Source organism: Parasphingorhabdus sp., from assembly GCF_048267785.1.
Classification (GTDB): Bacteria; Pseudomonadota; Alphaproteobacteria; order Sphingomonadales; family Sphingomonadaceae; genus Parasphingorhabdus.
In genome coordinates, this window is sequence record NZ_JBLWWU010000014.1 from 84,297 (window position 1) to 100,275 (window position 15,979).

General features: G+C 50.0%; 11 protein-coding genes. 6 read left to right on the forward strand and 5 right to left on the reverse strand.

The window, feature by feature from the left end; all coding sequences use genetic code 11:
* Positions 1-9 precede the first annotated feature (9 nt).
* Positions 10-231, forward strand: a complete 222-nt coding sequence (locus ACN0VD_RS12255) for a lipoyl domain-containing protein (protein ID WP_417594640.1) — start codon at positions 10-12, stop codon at positions 229-231.
* 118 nt (positions 232-349) lie between these two features.
* Here ACN0VD_RS12255 and ACN0VD_RS12260 read toward each other — a convergent pair whose 3' ends face one another.
* A complete protein-coding gene (locus ACN0VD_RS12260; protein WP_417594642.1) occupies positions 350-958 on the reverse strand; it encodes a TetR/AcrR family transcriptional regulator in 609 nt (202 codons plus the stop codon).
* 631 nt (positions 959-1,589) lie between these two features.
* On the opposite strand from ACN0VD_RS12260, the gene ACN0VD_RS12265 reads away from it, so the two are divergent.
* The 5 genes from ACN0VD_RS12265 (at position 1,590) to ACN0VD_RS12285 (ending at position 8,613) form a co-directional block, all read left to right on the forward strand.
* The gene (locus ACN0VD_RS12265) at positions 1,590-3,785 is read left to right on the forward strand and encodes a TonB-dependent receptor (protein ID WP_417594644.1); all 2,196 of its coding nucleotides are present in this window, start codon (positions 1,590-1,592) and stop codon (positions 3,783-3,785) included.
* Positions 3,786-4,241: 456 nt separating this feature from the next.
* Positions 4,242-4,901: a rhodanese-like domain-containing protein gene (locus ACN0VD_RS12270; RefSeq protein ID WP_417594646.1), complete on the forward strand. Its 660-nt coding sequence runs from the start codon at positions 4,242-4,244 to the stop codon at positions 4,899-4,901.
* 138 nt (positions 4,902-5,039) lie between these two features.
* Positions 5,040-6,098, forward strand: a complete 1,059-nt coding sequence (locus tag ACN0VD_RS12275; RefSeq protein WP_417594648.1) for a Rieske 2Fe-2S domain-containing protein — start codon at positions 5,040-5,042, stop codon at positions 6,096-6,098.
* Positions 6,099-6,287: 189 nt separating this feature from the next.
* The gene (locus ACN0VD_RS12280; protein ID WP_417594650.1) at positions 6,288-6,713 is read left to right on the forward strand and encodes an SRPBCC family protein; all 426 of its coding nucleotides are present in this window, start codon (positions 6,288-6,290) and stop codon (positions 6,711-6,713) included.
* A 631-nt stretch (positions 6,714-7,344) separates the two neighbouring features.
* Positions 7,345-8,613, forward strand: coding sequence for an integrase arm-type DNA-binding domain-containing protein (locus tag ACN0VD_RS12285; protein WP_417594652.1), 1,269 nt, complete (start codon positions 7,345-7,347; stop codon positions 8,611-8,613).
* 607 nt (positions 8,614-9,220) lie between these two features.
* On the opposite strand, the gene ACN0VD_RS12290 is transcribed toward ACN0VD_RS12285, so the two are convergent.
* From ACN0VD_RS12290 to ACN0VD_RS12305, 4 genes are all read right to left on the reverse strand, one after another.
* Positions 9,221-13,159, reverse strand: coding sequence for a PIN domain-containing protein (locus ACN0VD_RS12290; RefSeq protein ID WP_417594654.1), 3,939 nt, complete (start codon positions 13,157-13,159; stop codon positions 9,221-9,223).
* Entirely contained in the window at positions 13,160-14,023 is an 864-nt protein-coding gene (locus ACN0VD_RS12295) for a nucleotidyl transferase AbiEii/AbiGii toxin family protein (protein ID WP_417594656.1), read from the reverse strand.
* Positions 14,014-15,066: a type IV toxin-antitoxin system AbiEi family antitoxin gene (locus ACN0VD_RS12300; protein WP_417594658.1), complete on the reverse strand. Its 1,053-nt coding sequence runs from the start codon at positions 15,064-15,066 to the stop codon at positions 14,014-14,016. Before ACN0VD_RS12300 ends, ACN0VD_RS12295 begins: the two co-directional genes overlap by 10 nt.
* A gap of 160 nt (positions 15,067-15,226) precedes the next feature.
* Positions 15,227-15,979, reverse strand: a 753-nt coding sequence (locus ACN0VD_RS12305; protein WP_417594660.1) for a DUF4238 domain-containing protein, incomplete at its 5' end; no start/stop codon positions are given.

Sequence of the window (15,979 nt, forward strand, 5' to 3'; positions counted from 1 at the left end):
GGTATTTAAATGAACATTATCATCGACATGTGGACGAATGAAGACGAGGGCGCGCTGAGCAAATGGTTTGTGAATGATGGCGATACCGTCCGCGAAGGTGACATGATCGCTACTGTCGCACTGGAGAAAACAGAATTTGAAATTGATGCTCCAGTCACAGGTGTTATCCATATTTCCAAGAAGGAAGATAGCGTTGTGCATGCGGGAGATGTTATCGCCCGGATCGTCTAGCGCCTCGATACGAAGGCCCGCCGTTTGATCGCGTGCCGGTATGGATGAGCGGGTACAATATCTCGAAATTTTGGATCTGGCCCGAAAGCAAATAAGGCCGTGTGAAAAGCTCCTGAGATCATACCCAAGAAATGAAGATGAGTCGTATCCGCCTATGCAGTTCCACTAACACATCGTCATAATCCTCAAGACCGTCACCGTGCAGATAGACTTCGAAATGAGCTACTAGCAACGTATATAAGATAAATACCGCGTCGGCAATTACGACAGTTTCATTCAGGCGACCATCTTCCTGCAACTGCGTTAATAGCTGCGTCAATTGGTCCTGAATAAACTCTGCGAAATCCACGGTCAGTTGCTTCAGGCTCTCATCCGTGGAGCTTGCACGCGGATCCAGGGCTTTGAGAATATTAAGATCTTTCCAATCATTCGTGAAACGATGTGCTTCGAACAATTCTATCACCGCATCGGCACCGCGTTTGGCAGGGTTTTGGAGGACCGCCTCACCATTTGTTTTCATTCGCTCGATTACGGGTTGCATGAGGGCGCGCATGATCCCGCCCTTTGATCCGAAAAAAGAATAAATGGATCCGATACTGACTTCCGCCGTTGAAGCGATCTGTTCAATCGTCGTCCCAGAATAGCCCTGCGCATGAAACAGTTTCTCGGCAGCGCTTGTGATGAGCTTCTGCCTTCGCAATTTGGATTTTTCTCGTAGTCCAGTCATCTTCGTTAACCCGTTAACCGTGCAAAATAATCTCATAACAAGATTTAGTTCTAATCACGAATATTTTTTAAAAATGAAATTAAAGTGACAAAATTCATTATTGCTGCCGGGCGCGTTCGGTTCGGTCGTAGCGCCAAGCATCAATGTTTCTGATAATTTTAGGTTATCGATAACCGACTAATTCAAACATAGCTGCGTATAGGAGGCCTCTAGGCACATTTTACTAATGTGCCAATCCCGGCCGGCTTGCGTCCTCTGCGCATATTTCTCAAAAATAGGCATAAGCAATTGTTATAAAAGATAAAAAATCCCTATCCCAAATTTGACTGGGGTTCCTGATCTGGTGGCTACCCGGCCTGGTGAATTTTGGAAATATTTTGTAGCATTTACTAAAAATAGAATCTATAAGCTGATATTCTATATTTAGAAAGCGAGAGTCGGTTATAATCAAAATTCGTCTTAGTCGATGTGTGATCGAGCAGGCATCCGGGGTTGGTGCTTCTCCTTTGATCAGCGGTGCATCGATGGAGAAGCAAGAGAGAAATATCGATTTTGGGAGGTAGCGGCAGTCGGAATGCAATCAAGATTGCGGATTTCGTTTGCTGTCACAATAAGGAAGAGGGGACTTTAAATGCACAGAAAATATCTATTGGTTAGCGTATCTGCCGCGGCACTTTTGCTTCAGGCACAGCCGGTCATCGCTCAAGGTGTAACTGACGTCATTGTTGTTACAGCACAAAAGAAAGAGCAATCAAGTCAAGATGTCGGCATTGCGATGACAGCGTTTGATTCTGAACTTATCCAGAATCTCGGTTTTGAAGATTCCGTTGATGTAGCGGCGTTGTCACCAAGCGTTCAAATCAATTATGCCAATGGCCTGTCATCATTCAGCTTTAATGTGCGGGGTGTCACCCAGACCGATTTTTCTGATCATCAAGAAGCGCCCGTGGCCGTCTATGTTGATGACGTGTATGTGTCGCAAATGGCAGGTGTAGGTTTTCAGCTCTTCGACGCAGAGCGTGTCGAAGTTTTGCGAGGCCCCCAAGGAACGCTTTTCGGCAGAAACGCGACTGGCGGATTGTTGCATTTCATCACCAAAAAGCCAAGCGAGGAACTGTCTGGCTATGCTCAGGTTTCTTATGGCAGCTTTGACCAGGCGAGTGTTGAAGGCGCTATAGGCGGCGCGCTTGCCGAGGGGCTTTCGGCACGTGCCTCGCTCAGATACGAGCAAAATGATGGGTATATTGAGAATCTTTCTGGGCCGGACGGTAATGAGCAAAATAGCTATTCAGGGCGGCTGCAGTTCTTAGCCCAGCTGGGAGATAATGCGGATCTGCTGATCAATTTCCGCGGCGCGCAAAACAATGTGGATACACCGCAATATTGGAAGAACGCGGCTGCAAATGTTGGTCCGACCGGCGTCGGAGTTTTTACCAATGGCGATGTCAGTGGAGATGTTCATCAAGGGAGCTGGAATCTGACGGGCGGTTACCGAATCCGTACACTTGGAACCAGTGCTACGCTAACGATGGATATTGGTGATATCGACGTTACTGCCATCACTGATTATAATGATCTGGAAAAAACCTATCTTTCTGACGCGGATGAGGGCGCGAATACATCGCTACTACATTTTGGTGGCGACAATCACGTTACTCAGTTTTCTCAGGAAATTAGGGTTGGTAGCTCAGTCTCTTCCAATATAGATTGGGTTGTAGGCGGGTATTTCCTCGATATTGATGGTGAATATAAGTCGACTTTCGTCGCACCGTTCACCGTTGCTGCAGTTGTTTCTCCTGCCTTTAACGCAATTTACAACGAATTCGAAACAGACACCCAGTCATGGGCGCTATTCGGTCAAGCAGATCTGAAAATTACCCCTCAACTCACACTTACAGCAGGGCTCCGATGGACCAAAGAAGAGAAGAAGCATTTTTTCTCGAATAATGCTGTGAACGTTCCGGATGTTTTGGATCCTCTAACGGTACCACTCGACGGGCTGTTGCCGATTGGAGCATTTAATCCGACTTTGAACGGAGAGGATGCGTTAATAGATGACGATTTCTGGTCGGCCAAGGCCGCGCTTACGTGGAAGCCAACGGATGATATGATGTATTACGCCAGTTGGAATCGGGGCGTAAAGGCGGGGTCGTTTAACGCGCCAGTATTCACGCTTCCTGCAAGCGAAATGAAATTTGCCAATGAAGTTCTCGATGCATATGAACTAGGCTTCAAAGCATCATTTTTTGATAATAAACTTCGCTTGAACGGCGCGGTTTTCTATTATGATTACGGCAATATTCAGGCGTATCAGCTAGAAGGTTTTACGCAGATTCTCAGGAATAAGGATGGGAATACAAAAGGCGCAGAAATCGAAATCGCCGCATCGCCGAGTAATAATCTCGATTTCTTGCTAGGTGTATCCTATCTTGACGCCGTCATTAATGACGTTTCTGCGGGATTGTCCACAATCAATGCGCGACCGCAAATGACACCTAAATGGAACGTTTCCGGCCTCGCTCGTTATCAATGGGATGCTTTTGGCGGGACCATGTCTGCCGTTGGTGATTTTGTGTATCTTGATGATCATTATTTCGACATCGCAAACTCCGATGTGGTCAAACAAAAGGGTTATCTGGTCGGCAATTTGCGTCTTAGCTATCGTACCCTGGACGAGCGTTGGGAGCTGTCCGCATTTGTGGATAATATCGGTGATAAATCCTATGCAACTTGGGCGTATGACATCGCTGCATTCGCTGGTGTCATCGAAAAAACCTACGCAAAGCCTCGGTGGTGGGGTGTGAGTTTAAGGTACGCATTGAACTGATGTGCATTGTTTAGAATCGGCTACGGAATGCTCTTCAAGATTCTTATTTGAAGAGCATTCCATCCGATATTTTTCATCGTGATTTTTAGATATCAAGATCATTGCGATGCAATATATCATCGACGCCGTTGTTGTGCCCTTGAAAAAAATACGACTTGCTATCGGGAAGGGGTAAGAAATGGGGGTTAGACAGGTCTACACGCCATGTCTCGCAGGCTATGCTGACTATATTGAAAGCGACCGCGATGTGGCAGTTCTCCTGCCGGACCACGTCACTGTCTATCCTGGTCACGGTTACCCTGACCGATTCTCGACAATCGCTACGAAAGCACCTCCAATTCTGTTTTCGCGATCAGTAATCATCAGAATTCCATCACGATAGTAACCGGTTAGCGCAACGCTACGCCGCCATATTTTATGTGAAATGTCACCATGAAGAGAGAGGGGTATGAAGATATGCAGATTGTCAAAGAGCGCGCGTTGCGACCATTAGATCCGGAAGCTGTTAAAACGGCTGTCGGGCAGGGCGCTCAAGTTCTTGATATACGTAGTGCCGCGGAGTTCGCCGACGGATTTGTCCCAGGCTCAATCAATATAGGCATTGACGGTATGTTTGCCATCTGGGTGGAGGCGTTGATTCAAAATGCTTCGAAACCTTTGATCCTCGTCGGATCTGAAGTGGAAATTAATGACGCGATTGTTCATCTCGGTCGAATTGGTTATCAAAATGTGGATGGATTTCTCGATGGTGGTTTGCGAGCTTGGGGACGCTCGGGGCATGCCGTGGACCGAATTGAGACGATTGACAGCGATCACTTTTCAAATCTCTTTAAAACCGGGACGCTTAATATTCTTGATTGCAGAACTGTCGCTGAATTCGATGCGATGCATGTCGCCAAGGCAATCTCATTTCCTCTGAGTGTGATCAAGAAAAACCTGCCTCTTCTTGATAAGAAGAAAGTTTTCTACATTCATTGCAAGTCTGGTTATCGCTCAATGGCGGCGGCCAGCATCCTGCGTAAACATGGTATTGAACAGGTAATCGATATCCATGGCGGTTTTGACGCACTTTTGGACAGTGGAATCCCTACAAACGCTTCACAAAAAGAAACTTGATCAGTAGGAAAATAATAATATCCTTGCATATATTCTAAATATAGAATATCAGTTTAGATATTATATTTATCAGGAGTCGGTTGGACGATTGTGGGCAGGGTGCCACAGCGCCGTTCAGCGGACCAATAGGAGAGAAAAGTGAGCAATACTGCCGATCAAGCCGTATCGATGACCGTAGGATCAAAAATTGAGCTTCCGGAAAACAACCCGACCCAGCGGATCCGTAATCCAGTGCCGAACGAAGGCGAGGACGGACTTTTTAGTGAATCTTGGTTTCCAATATGTCTTTCGGATGAGCTGAAAATCGGTGAGCTACGTGGCGAGCGGTTTCTTGACGGCAAAGTGGTGGCGTATCGCGGCAAGGATGGGGTGGCGCGTGTAATGAGTGCATATTGCCCGCATTTGGGGGCCGATTTGTCGGTTGGCTGCGTGATTGAGAATAATTTGCAATGCCCATTCCATCTTTGGGAATATAATCAGCAGGGTGCTTGCGTGAAAACAGGCATAGGAGATCCTGCGCCCAAGCTTGCACAGTTGTTTAAATTCCCGACGGTCGAACATTACGGAATTGTTTGGGCGTTCAACGGAAACAAGCCACATTGGGATTTGCCGAAATTCGATAAACCCCACGAACGCTTGCAGTTTAAACTGTTCCGATTGCCCGACCTTTACAACTGTGATCCCTGGGTGTTTGCTGCAAACACGCCGGATATGCAGCATCTAAAGGCCTTGCATAAAACCGAATTTTCTATTCCGGATCCTCACAAACTTGTAGAATGGACCGACTGGGGCTTACGATATACTTTTATTGCCGATCATCAAGGCGGAATTCCAATCGAATGGCGGGTTGGCATTGATGGAACAAGTGTGTTCATTCAGGAAGGGCCTTACGGCGATTTCTGGCTCGGAGGTCTTGTGGGCTTCGGTTTGCCGACACCCGGCAAGCATGAGGTTTTTGCCGTGCTTGCAATTGATCGAGGTGAGTTGACATCCGAGGATCCCGACGCGCAGGCAGAGGAAAGGTTTGTCACCGCCATCGAGTTAATGGAACGCACTGTAGGTGAGGATAAGGATATATTGAACTCCATACACTATAATGCAGGAACTCTCACCGGCGGTGACAAAACACTGGGTAAATATCTGGCCTTCTTGCGTTCCTATCCACGATCACATCCGTCCAAGGATTTTATTTCGTGACGAAAACAAGCGTGAAATGCAGCCTTCTTGTATCGCCAATGCCCTCCTCACGGAGTTTTGAATATGTATCGCCTTGTAGGCGAATTACGACGGATTCCCTTTTTTTGGGGGGGGGGTACTCTACGGCTTTTTTCGCACCACTTAAGTTTAGTTTGAGATTTTGAACGCATTTAGGAAAGGAAAAATGAAATGGCAAATGCAGAAACGGCGAAACGGATAGAAGCGCCTGCAGACAGGGTTTGGGAGATCATTTCTGGAGACGAAATGAGGACTTTGATTCTGACTCTATATGGCGAAAGTGCGGATTTTGAAGGTTCAGGCCAAGGCGCTGTTCTGACCACTGTCTTGAAAGATGGTAGGGGCACAATTCGGGAACGCATCGAGCTTATAGACGATGAAGCAAGATGCTTGCAATATCGCGTTCTCGATGTAGGTCCTTTTCCCTACGCAAACTACCGGGGTGAAATCAGAGTTACGCCATCAGGGCCTGACGCATGCAATGTCAGCTTTCAAACGAGTTTTATACCGGTGGAAGTTACGGCAGAGGAAGGTATTAGCGGCTGGCTTGAAACCAATAACAATATGCTGAAAACTCTGAGCGAATATGTGAGTTGATGCTTCGAAAGCACGGTGCGGGTGTCTCTTGGGATATCAGTGTCGACGACGATTGTTGTAGCAGCCATGGGCATGGCTGCTACTCTTTGCCCTCACCGATGATGGCAATATTGATTGCCGCGGTTGCTATGGAAGATGGAAGTTTTCGGCGATTTGTGCCAGTTCGATAGCCTCCAGTTCTTCTTCTTCCATTGCCCTAACCCGTGCCAGCAAGGCGCGAAAGGACAGCGTGATATCATTGCTGCAGTGACATTCTCCGCAAATGGCTGTCTAAGATCGCGCTCGCAGCTAATATTCCCGACTAACAAGGAACAATAGCCAGAAACAGCGGCTCTGACGCTGGTCGCAAACGGATGTCCCAGCGGGGTGTATGTCGTTCCTTCCAGATCGAATCATCCACAACCTATTAAAATAATTGTGAGCCCTGCTGGGTTCGAACCAGCGACCTACTGATTAAAAGTTAATCTTTAGCGCTTTTCTATAAAACTCATCTCTACGCCATTGCATCTACTTATCTATGTATCTAATTGTATTATAATAATAAAATGTAGTGCGGCGTAGAATTGGCAATTGACAGCTTTTGACTTTCATGGTTGAGTTTACCGTTCTAAAACCGTTCTAGAAATGAGATTTGACGTTGCAGGCTTCACTATCCGATCGTGTTATTGCTAGACTGCCGATGGAAAAGGGCAAGCAGACGATTGTGCGTGATACTGAACTGTCCGGGTTCTTTGTGATGGTAGGTAGCCGGTCAAAAACCTTCATGTTGCAAGGTGACTTGCGACAAGGCGAACTCAGACAGTCACTTCGCATGAAAGTTGGACATTTTGGCAAAATAACGACCCGTGAGGCTCGCGCCAAGGCTAAAGCCTTGCTTGGACAAATATCGGACGGAATTGACCCACGACCTAAAGCAGAAGTGTCGAATACGGTCGTTGTGAATGGTCGGGATCCCACGCTTCGTTTAGCTTGGCTTTCCTATCGCGACAGTCATATGCGGAGAAAGGGGCGGAGTGGAAAGACCGAGAAGAGCTATGCTGATCATGTAGAGCGATTGATGAAGGCTTGGCTTGACCAACCCTTATCCGTGCTGGGTCATGATCCAGCGCTAGTGAAAGCACGACACGATGAAATCACGAAGCAATGCGGTCCCTACATGGCAAATGGATGCATGAGGTCTTTGCGTGCTATTTATAATCACGCGCGAAAATCCGCTCGCGGCTTGCCTAACGAAAACCCTGTTTTTGCTGTGGATTGGAATCCGGAGAGCCGCCGTGATAGCGGAATGGGAACAGATGATTTGCCTGTATGGTTCCAGCAATTACGAGCGTTGGACAATCCGATCCGCCGCGAATTACATTTGTTCCTGCTTCTTTCAGGAAGCCGCCCCGAAGCGATCAAGCGGTCTAAACCAGAGCATCTCAATCTTTGCGCACGGCAGCTTTATATACCCGAACCAAAAGGCGGGATTGACAAGGCGTTTTGTATTCCACTGTCGAGGGAAATGATCCGATGTCTTCTCCGTGCAATAGTTGCTGGACGGCAGATGCATCCCGAGCAGGCGCCGAAATGGCTATTCCCTGCAGGTAGTGCCAATGGTCATATTATTGAGCATAAGGAACGGCGCGATACCCTAGCTTATTGGGGCAATGAACTACGGCAAACCTATCGAACGGTAGGGCAGGTAGCTGATGTCAACGAAATTGACATGCATTTGTTGATGAACCATTCACTTCCAGGGGTAAATGCCGGCTATATTACGCGGAATAAGTTGGCTGGTAACCATCTGCGCGCTGCACAACAGCGAATTTCAACAGTTATCTTTAATGCGGTGCGGCCATGCGCTCAAGAGATGAAATCGTGGCCGTTTACATCCATACGTCATATTTTTCACATCTAATTGATTTGCATGTCCAAATTCGGTTTTGATGAGCTCTGCGGCGGATGACGTCGCGAAAACTCATGCATTAATCCAACATCTTGGCCCAAGTAGCAATAATAGCCAGGGGCTTTTGCCAGCGCCAGTTCTAGGATCTGATTCTTGGTTCCCTTATTTAAATTATGCAACTAGCTGCATGGCTGATATGGGGTTGTAGATTTTTCCAAGTGGCAGCTAATTTAATTCAATGTCCGCGAGAAATTTGCACTGCCCTTTACACAATTTACCCGGATAACAGTCGATTTCGGCATGTCCGGAATTTGCTCGAAGACTGAAGCAGAAACATGCTATGACTAACTTCCGTAGTCTCGCTGGACTCAAAATGCCGTTCCGCCAGGAGTGTGGGTTCGGTTCCCACCGCCCGCACCATCTAAAATAGTAGGCTCCTATGAGCCCACCGCACGGTGGGTAGGAGCCTGCGTTAGCGGTTCGCTTGGGGACGAACGTCCCGCGTTCGGCTTTCGCGAAATGACAATCGAAGGGTATTGTAATGCTCGCCTCAGAAATCCCGGGCGGGATTTGTCCATCGCTGCAAATTCACGCTGCTCAAGGTACGCATATCGAGCAGCTATTTTCGCTTTTTCGGTTTCCGGCGCTTCTCTTTTTGCTTCGCCAATGGATCGGCGCGCACGAGTTTCAAATCGATAAAGTGCCCGCGCAGCCAGTCAATCATGTAATGCCATGCCTTTTCAGCCGCATATGATTGTCTCGTCAGTTCTCTCAACTCGCGTTCGAGAACATGCAATACAGCAAGCCAGTCCGACCTTTCCTTTATGAGCTTGGTAATGATCAGGCCGATAGCGCGTCCTTTCTGCCAGTCCGGCAGGTCCGTGCTCCAGATTATGAGCATGAAATTCCTTACCGTTTCGATATGCGAGATCATCTCTGCCTTGGGTCCGCCGATATAGCGAATGGCAGCCTGAAAATATTCAAATGCATATTCGTGATCGTTGGTCAGTATCCCGACAAGCACATGCGTATCGAGCGATACATGTCCGTGCCGGCTAACGGCAAGGCGAGCAACCGATAGGTTATAGAGCTCCATAGTAATGGCATCGTTGGCCGCCAGGTTTTTGGCGACCGTTTGAAGCCAGACACTCTTCTCCACGCCATATTGAGCGGCGAGCTGACGCGCATTGAGTTCGTCGGACAGCAGCAGGCAATCCTGTGAACGGGCCAGCAGGATGGGGTCGATCAGAAGCCCCGCATCAAAGTCGGTGAGCTGAGACCCCAGATCGAGATCATCAGCTTTGTCGACGGGCATGGCTGTGCAGTGTTCTTGGACGTCGGAAATTGCGGCGTCGATTGCCGCAACTGCAGACTTGCCCTCTTCGGTGGAGTGCATCGTTCGATACGCCTGCCCGTCATCATTATAGCCAATCGTCATGAAATCACGTTTGCTGCTGAACTCGGCTTCCGCTCTCATCTCGAGCAATTCGTCAAACACGGATTGCGGAATATAAAGATCACCAAACCACTTCTTGAGCGGGGCCAGCAAATTTAGACAATGCGCGCGCCAAACCGTCAGTATGTCGAGCACTGCGCCGGTGGCTTTTCCATCTGCCGCGTGTTTTTCGGCTTCGACGCGCTCCTGCTGCAAACCGGTACATGTGCGCACATCTTTGCCGATGACTGCGAGATGATCGGCCATTGCGACTACTTTTTTCCGGCACATCGGAGCAATCGCGCTCAATGGGAGCGGATTTTCCAGATACATGTCAATAATCGACCGTCCACGCTCATCTCTGTGCTTGACCAGGTCGAGAACGGGTTTTGTATCCCCATCTTTGATCGTCATCGAAAACATCGTGTTTTCTTCGGGAAAGCGAGACCCGTGCGTCGCCATAATGTCGTGCAGGAGCCAGATATATTTGTGCTTCAGCTCCGCGACCTTATATTTGAGGTCCGGCCCCATGTTCTGTGGCAGCGTGAGCTCATCGTCGACATTCTTACCCTGGAGCGCCACTGCAAGGGCATGGCCAGATGCAAAGTTACTGATCCCGTTTATAGCTTCGTCTGATAATATCCCTTCGACATCCTTTTCACCTTCCTGGCCAGCCAGCCTAAACCAGAAACCCTCTTTGGCAGGACCAGTGCTGCCGATATGCGATGGCATTTTGTCGTCAGCGAAAATCAGGCCTGGATAGGATGAGACGATTTCCCCGTCGTCGCGGTTGGTGGATGCAACTTCAAAGCCCAATCTAAGGGCTCGTTCGGTTGCTCCAAAGCGCCGAAACAGCTGTGCCAGACGCAGCTTGTCGAGCGGATGACCGACCATTTTTGCTTCATCGAGTCCGCAAATATGGAGCGAGGCCTTGTCGGACTGGTTGCTTCTTTCCAGGGCGCTCTGCAGCAACAGATGCGCCCGAAGATCGGTTGGATCGTCGGCAATGGCGGCTCTCAGATACCGCTCGGCAGCTTTGACGTCGCCGCGGCCATGTTCAGCCGCACCCGCCAGTCTGGCGTAGCGGGAAGAGGCCATCAGCTCCGGCGCAAGCGATTTGAAAAACTGGCTCGAGCGGGACCGCGGATCGGCATTGGCAAAAGCCAGCGCCAGCCACGCCAGCGGCTCGGTTTCGACATCTATGGCAACATAACCGTCCAGCGCTTCGATCACGGCGTCCCATCGCTCTTCGAGATAGGACAGATGGGCAAACATTGCGCGGTGCCCAAAGTTGATCTTGCCGTTCAACAACGTCCGCGCATTTTCGAAAACATCTTCGAATTTTTCGCGGTCTGAGTGCCGGTAGACATCGGCAATGGCAACATGAATGGCTATCGATTCAGGCCACCGCCTGAGTAAATTAGCTGCTTCTAGGGCCGGGTCCAACGTCTCGTCATGCGCGTGTTTCGCGCGGAAGAGCATCGTGTCATATTGTTCCTTGAGCTTCTCACTGAGCTCTGAGCGCCGGTCTTCGGAGGCGTAATCCAGGATTGCTTGCCAGTCGGGCATCGCTGACCAGATATGCAAGATCATCGAAGTTTTTTCGGGGCCGTCGGGCAATGGCCGGACAAGCTCGAGAGCTTTTTGTAGGTTGTTTTGGTCGCTTGCGATCTGGACGCAAGCTGCCCGCACTTCGGTGTCATCCGGATTGACGGCGAGCATCTCATTGCCAATCCGCTCCGCGTTCTTATAGTCTTTCAGCGCCCGATACGTCGTGACAAGATTGCAACCGACAACCAGGTAGGTGCTTTGATCGGCGTTTTCGAAGCCGCGTGCCTCGTTCCAGCTCTTTTGTAGCAGTTCCTGCGCCTGTTTCAGATATCCGAGACGTTCCGATGTCAGGCACGGCGCGCGCTCGAATTCTCCATCGCCAATCGCTTTTTCGAGCAGCGCTTCGGCGGCGGTTCGTGCTGCCCCGGAATCGTCAGGATCGTCTTCCCAAGTCTGAATGGCCAGATCCTGCCATTCCTTGATCCTTCCAACAGACCTTAGAAAATTGCAGCAGTACAGCCGGACCGTCGAGTTTGTGAGCAGGTCAGCCGGAACCAGCTGATAGGGATCGGGTGGATCGTCCATCAGCGTGGCCGCTTGAAACATAAAACCTGCCGCGAACTCGTCGGTCGGATCGTCTTCCAATCTGGTCTTAGCCCATTCGACGGATTCTTCGAACCGCCCGAGCAATTGCAGTCCGAGGGTCCGGTTGGTTGCCACTTTCGGATCATCCGGGTTGATTTCATAGGCCTGGAGCAGCAACTCGCCAGCGGCTTTCTCATCGCCAAGCCTTTGCTGCGCTAGACCGATGTTGGCGCACACGCGCGCACGTATGGCCTTTGAATGGTCTTCGGTGAGCTTGCCCTGCAGCTTTTCCAGCAGCTCGAGCGCGGTTTTGGGCTTCCCGCTGTTGAGAATGTCCCGGTAACCGTCGATTTGCGTGTCCAGATGCGCATCCAGAGCATCACTTTTTCCGGTATCCGGAGCAAAGGCAGCGATTTTCGCAAGTGTTTGCTCTTGCAGCGCGATCATATAATCTGATGTGCCCTGCAGCTGCCCTTGGTTTTGGAGGGACTCTTCGCCCAGCTCAATTATCCGATCCGTCGAGGCGCTGTGGCCTGGGTCGAAGGCATCCAGCGCCGCTTTGTTAGCGCGTATTTTGGGCTCCAGTGTATCCCAGCCCCACACTTGAACATCGATCTTGCGGCCGAGCGTGGCTTGTTCCTGCGATATCGTGGTTGCGATTTCGTCATACAGCGGATCATCGCGCGCCGTGGTTACGATGAAATATTCGGTCAAATGAGGTTTGACGCGCAGAGCCTGCTCGGTTTCATCGCGAATGATCTTTTCGGTCAGCTTGGCGCGGCGCGTAATCAGTTTACACTGGATGCCGACAGGCTGGTTGGGGTCGCGGTCGCGGCGCCCAGTAATATCGAGCCCCGATTGCGCTTTTCCCCTTGTCCCGACCAGTTTGACATTCGGATCGCTCAGCAGCGCGGCAAACAGGATAACGCAATTTTCTTCAAAGCTTTTATCGTCGGCCGGAATGCCGATAATATTCGATGCAGACATCTACGCGCGCAATCCGAGCGCTTTTAGCCACACATCGACCTGACCGTAGGCATCTTGTTGCCATTCATCGGCGCTGCGCCCTCCCAAAATGTGAGTTTCTGCAACGAAATTGCAAACACTGGTCGGGCCATAGCTATCGAAGGTTTCAAATTTTTCGTTGATGCACTTATAGCCTTCCGCGCCGCTCGCTTCTTCCAGCACCGGTCTGCAGGCTTTCGCTAACGCGTCTATCCCATCAGGATAATTGCGGATGCAATAATAGACGTCATACGCGTCTTTTTGCTTGAGGCGTCCGTTCAGGGCGTGCCCTTTCATCGCCAGCAATGCCGGTATAGTACAGACGGCGATCTCGACACGGTTTTTACCGCCCGTCGGCATATTGCCTTCAACCTTGACGAACTGCTGAAATGCGACAGCCAAATCTGCGCCGTCTGCTTTTTGAACGGCAAAATTCTCGATCAATTTAGGTCCGTTCTTTACTAGCACGGCATCTTTGGGCATTAGAAAATCTACAATGACATTGATGGTTTCCGAACCGTCTTGAGGTTCGATCGACCGCATCAGCTGGAAACGTTGGAGACTGTCAGACTGCTGATACCCTTGTCCGAGTAGCGCTTCCACAAGAAGGCTATATTCGCCATCGGCTAGCGCTACGGGGTCCAGTCCGAGGTCCACATCAATAGTGCCGACATGCGGCATGTCTTCCGGATCGAGCAGCAACCAGGGAACAGAGCCGCCAATGATGGCGAATTTGCCTTTGTAGCTGCCTAATACTTGGCCAATCTCCACAATGACCGACTTGACCGCTTCGGTGGCGCGATCTTCGTAGTCTGCTGCCGATTGCGGTTCCTTGTTTACTGCCATTGTAATTTCGCTTTCCGCAGATGTTCGGCCGCTTCGCGTCCCCGTTCGCCAGAATTCATGAGATCAAGATAGGTTTGCACGGCGCTAGTGCAAACGACGTGATCGCCAAACCGTTCGATATCGTTGAGCACGCCAGGTTCATTGGGTACGCAAATCTCTATGTTCGGCCCCTTGAGCGGTTGCTGCAGGTTAAGTCGTTCCTGCAATTCACCCAGCCCGCGTTCGTCCGCATAGAGATAGGTTTTTCCCGCTCGGGCATAGGGGGCAAGCCAGCCTGCGGCAGTGTAGGAACCGAATACGATTTTTGGCTCGGGATAATCCGCCATCAATTCTTCGATTGTATTGATCAAGGCGCTGCCATGCAGATGGGTATATAGTTCGACACGTTCACCATCCGGCTGCTCATATTCTTGCGACCAGGTATCGAGCAATCCGTCAGGATCGGTCAAATACAGGCCGTTTTTCGACTGCACGGCCCATTCCCGTTCACGCAAGGCCTGACCAACTTCACTGACATGCCCGACGCTGGCATTGGCGGTCTCCGCCAACTCGGTAACGCGCCACCGCCGTTCGGGATCGTTCAGCAGATTACGCAGGATATTGGCGGCTTTGGGCTTGAAGATTGATCGTAGCGACCGCTGTTCGCCTTTTGGCGTTTCATCGGTTTTGCGATCAATAAAGACCGAGCCAAACTCCAGATGCACATTACCGACAAAGTCGAGATAGCCGAATCTTTCAGCCCGGCATAAGTCCTGTGACTTCGGCGAGAGGTAGGGCGCTATGATGACCGGATAGGCGGTGTTGCCGAAGTTTCGTGCGAAATGGTGGAGCTGGAATATGGCATTCCGGATGTGCCGAGGCTGGCCATTGGATTTTACTTCGCACGCGAGGTGATATTTTTTGCGGGCGTGTTCCAACTCCATTAGGAAGTCCAGAATGACATCATCGCTTGCTGGTTCGCGTTTGATATTGATGATTTTAACCGCATCGATCGCCGACAGCAGAGCAACCAGCTCATTTCTGGCCTCTTCTTCAATTTTCATTGATTCGCTATATTTCATCGTTCGGTGAATATACTAAAAATAGTGAAAAAGCAAGTAAGTTTGCGATTCTTCGTTCATCGCAGAATCTTCTATATCCCAAAACAGCTCGGCTAGGGGTTCAGTCCTTAGGTTCGGCGCAGAAGGAAATCGAGATTTGTATCTAAAGTTCGAAATCCTCCTCATATAAATCATCCTCACAGTTCTCAGGCTTGAATGCGGGGAGATTCGGTCGAGCTGCGAATTTATGTGCGATATGATAATCAATCTTTTTGGGAGTTCGCACGACGCGAGCAGTAAAGACCGGTGATGTTGCAGCATGACGCTGAACCAGCTGGTCGTGCGCGCGGTCCTTGGCAAATGCGAGTCGATAGGCGAAACGCGATGTGTGGCGATTGATCTTCTGGATTTTCTTAGCATCTGAAATTCCGCGAACCTGCGGCACCTGACCGAGATGCTGTAGCCGCGTAGCTCCATGCAAGACATGGACCGGTGTCAGCGGGAAAAAGAGCTTAATTCTGCTGTTCTCTATATAGGGATGACGAATGCCCGGATCGGAAGGATCAAAATAGAGCACCGGATTGTCTGATGTCAGAAAGCCCGTTCCTGTGTCATCGCGCAGGATCTCAAAACCCAGCAGGCGCGTCATATCACCGAAGCGCCGCATATCTTCGATCATCGTGCCAAGTGTCCGTTGTCGGTCTATTGTCACCTCGACCGTATCGAGCTCATTCTCATAGCGTTTCATTTTCTCGGGCAGCTTACCCATATCGGCAAATGCCTTAAAGCTCGTCCGCGTCTCCAGCGCCATAAGTGATTCCTGATAATCGCGTGCTGCTGTGTTCCCCGTCAGCACCTGTGGCACAAATTTGATGTTGTAAGTTAAGGAGGATTTGGGTCTCGTCGTAGTGACGAA